We start from the raw sequence: 3,177 nt of genomic DNA, 5'->3' as shown, positions 1-3,177 counted from the left end.
GGGTTTGGAGGTGGTTGCTGTTTGTTGTTTGAGATTTGCATAGTGGACGCGAGCATCTTTGTGGCCAAGTTTTTTAGGGCACACGGTGGATGCCTTGGCATCAGGAGCCGATGAAGGACGTGGGAGGCTGCGTTAAGCCTCGGGGAGTCGCCAACCAGACGTTGATCCGGGGATGTCCGAATGGGGAAACCTAGCACCAGTCATGTGGTGTTGCCTCCGCCTGAATGTATAGGGCGGTTGGTGGTAACGCGGGGAAGTGAAACATCTCAGTACCCGTAGGAAGAGAAAACAAGAGTGATTCCGTGAGTAGTGGTGAGCGAAAGCGGATGAGGCTAAACCGGGCGTGTGTGATAGTCGGCAGGCGTTGCATGTCCGGGGTCGTGGGACCTTCTTGAAGGAGCTGCCGCTTCTTCGAGCAGTGATAAATCGGTGGGGTAGTTGAAAGCTCTGGGAAGGGCTGCCGTAGACCGTGAGAGCCGGGTAGACGAAACCTTGTCGACTGCTGGAGGGGATCCCAAGTAGCACGGGGCTCGAGGAATCCTGTGTGAATCTGCCAGGACCACCTGGTAAGCCTAAATACTCCCTGGTGACCGATAGTGCACGAGTACCGTGAGGGAAAGGTGAAAAGTGCCCCGGTGAGGGGTCGTGAAATAGTACCTGAAACCGTGTGCCTACAAGCCGTAGGAGCTTACAACAGCTTGCTGTTGTGTGATGTGACTGCGTGCCTTTTGAAGAATGAGCCTGCGAGTTATGGTGTGTGGCGAGGTTAACCCGTGTGGGGGAGCCGTAGCGAAAGCGAGTCTGAAGAGGGCGTTTGAGTCGCATGCTGTAGACCCGAAGCGGGGTGATCTACGCATGGGCAGGTTGAAGCTCAGGTAAGACTGGGTGGAGGACCGAACCCACCAGGGTTGAAAACCTGGGGGATGACCTGTGTGTAGGGGTGAAAGGCCAATCAAACTCCGTGATAGCTGGTTCTCCCCGAAATGCATTTAGGTGCAGCGTTGCGTGTTTCTTGCCGGAGGTAGAGCACTGGATGGCCGATGGGCCCGACAAGGTTACTGACGTCAGCCAAACTCCGAATGCCGGTAAGTGAGAGCGTGGCAGTGAGACTGCGGGCGATAAGGTTCGTAGTCGAGAGGGAAACAGCCCAGATCACCGACTAAGGCCCCTAAGCGTGTGCTAAGTGGGAAAGGATGTGGAGTCGCAGAGACAACCAGGAGGTTGGCTTAGAAGCAGCCACCCTTGAAAGAGTGCGTAATAGCTCACTGGTCAAGTGATTCTGCGCCGACAATGTAGCGGGGCTCAAGTACACCGCCGAAGTCGTGGCACTGATGAGGACTTTGTTCTTGTTGGTGGGTAGGGGAGCGTCGTGCAGCCGGCGAAGCAGCAGAGTGATCTAGTTGTGGAGGCTGTGCGAGTGAGAATGCAGGCATGAGTAGCGAATCGAGGGTGAGAAACCCTCGCGCCGGATGACCAAGGGTTCCTGGGGCAGGCTAATCCGCCCAGGGTAAGTCGGGACCTAAGGCGAGGCCGACAGGCGTAGTCGATGGACAACGGGTTGATATTCCCGTACCCGCTTCAATGCGCCCATACTGAACCTCGTGATGCTAAGAGTCCTTAGCTCGCCTAAAGCCTTCGGGCTTGGGGTCAGAGTGAACGCTCGATCCGATCGGGTAGTAGGTAAGCGATGGGGTGACGCAGGAAGGTAGTCCAGCCCAGGCGATGGTTGTCCTGGGGTAAGCATGTAGGGAGCGAGGTAGGCAAATCCGCCTCGTATGTACCTGAGATGTGATGCCGAGCCGATTGTGGTGAAGTGGATGATCCTATGCTGCCGAGAAAAGCCTCTAGTGAGTGTTGTGGCGGCCCGTACCCTAAACCGACTCAGGTGGTCAGGTAGAGAATACTAAGGCGATCGGGTGAACTGTGGTTAAGGAACTCGGCAAATTGCCCCCGTAACTTCGGGAGAAGGGGGGCCTCTGCTGGTGATGGGCTTTGCGCTTTGAGCTGGTGGGGGCCGCAGTGGCCAGGGGGAAGCGACTGTTTACTAAAAACACAGGTCCGTGCGAAGTCGTAAGACGATGTATACGGACTGACGCCTGCCCGGTGCCGGAACGTTAAGGGGACCGCTTAGCCGGCGGTGACGCTGGCGAAGGTGAGAACTTAAGCGCCGGTAAACGGCGGTGGTAACTATAACCATCCTAAGGTAGCGAAATTCCTTGTCGGGTAAGTTCCGACCTGCACGAATGGCGTAACGACTTCCCCGCTGTCTCAACCGCAGACCCGGCGAAATTGCATTACGAGTAAAGATGCTCGTTACGCGCAGCAGGACGGAAAGACCCCGGGACCTTCACTACAGCTTGACATTGGCGTTTGGAGCGTCTTGTGTAGGATAGGTGGGAGACTGGGAAGCCTGGACGCTAGTTCGGGTGGAGTCATTGGTGAAATACCACTCTGGTCGTTTTGAACGTCTAACTCTGGTCCGTGATCCGGATCGGGGACAGTGTCTGGTGGGTAGTTTAACTGGGGCGGTTGCCTCCTAAAGGGTAACGGAGGCGCCCAAAGGTTCCCTCAGCCTGGTTGGTAATCAGGTGTTGAGTGTAAGTGCACAAGGGAGCTTGACTGTGAGACTGACGGGTCGAGCAGGAGCGAAAGCTGGGACTAGTGATCCGGCATCGGCGTGTGGAAGCGGTGTCGCTCAACGGCTAAAAGGTACCCCGGGGATAACAGGCTGATCTTCCCCAAGAGTCCATATCGACGGGATGGTTTGGCACCTCGATGTCGGCTCGTCGCATCCTGGGGCTGGAGTAGGTCCCAAGGGTTGGGCTGTTCGCCCATTAAAGCGGTACGCGAGCTGGGTTTAGAACGTCGCGAGACAGTTCGGTCCCTATCCGCTGCGCGCGTAGGAGACTTGAAAGGGGCTGTCCCTAGTACGAGAGGACCGGGACGGACGAACCTCTGGTGTGCCAGTTGTATCGCCAGGTGCATGGCTGGTTGGCTACGTTCGGAAGGGATAACCGCTGAAAGCATCTAAGCGGGAAGCTTGCCTTGAGATGAGGTCTCCCACCCTGTGAGGGGGTAAGGCTCCCGGTGGATGACCGGGTTGATAGGCCGGAGGTGGAAGCGCGGTAACGTGTGGAGCTGACCGGTACTAATAGGCCGAGGACTTGACCACAAAGC

At 56.7% G+C, this 3,177-nt stretch carries 1 rRNA gene; it reads left to right on the top strand.

Annotated elements, in window-relative coordinates:
- Positions 1-62 precede the first annotated feature (62 nt).
- Positions 63-3,172, top strand: a 23S ribosomal RNA gene (locus tag C1J01_RS47220).
- The last annotated feature ends 5 nt before the right edge of the window (positions 3,173-3,177 follow it).

Origin of the sequence: Nonomuraea aridisoli (genome assembly GCF_003236395.1) — a bacterium.
Lineage (GTDB): Bacteria > Actinomycetota > Actinomycetes > Streptosporangiales > Streptosporangiaceae > Nonomuraea > Nonomuraea aridisoli.
Note: the sequence above shows the minus strand (reverse complement) of the source record. Positions and strands in the feature narration are given on the sequence as shown.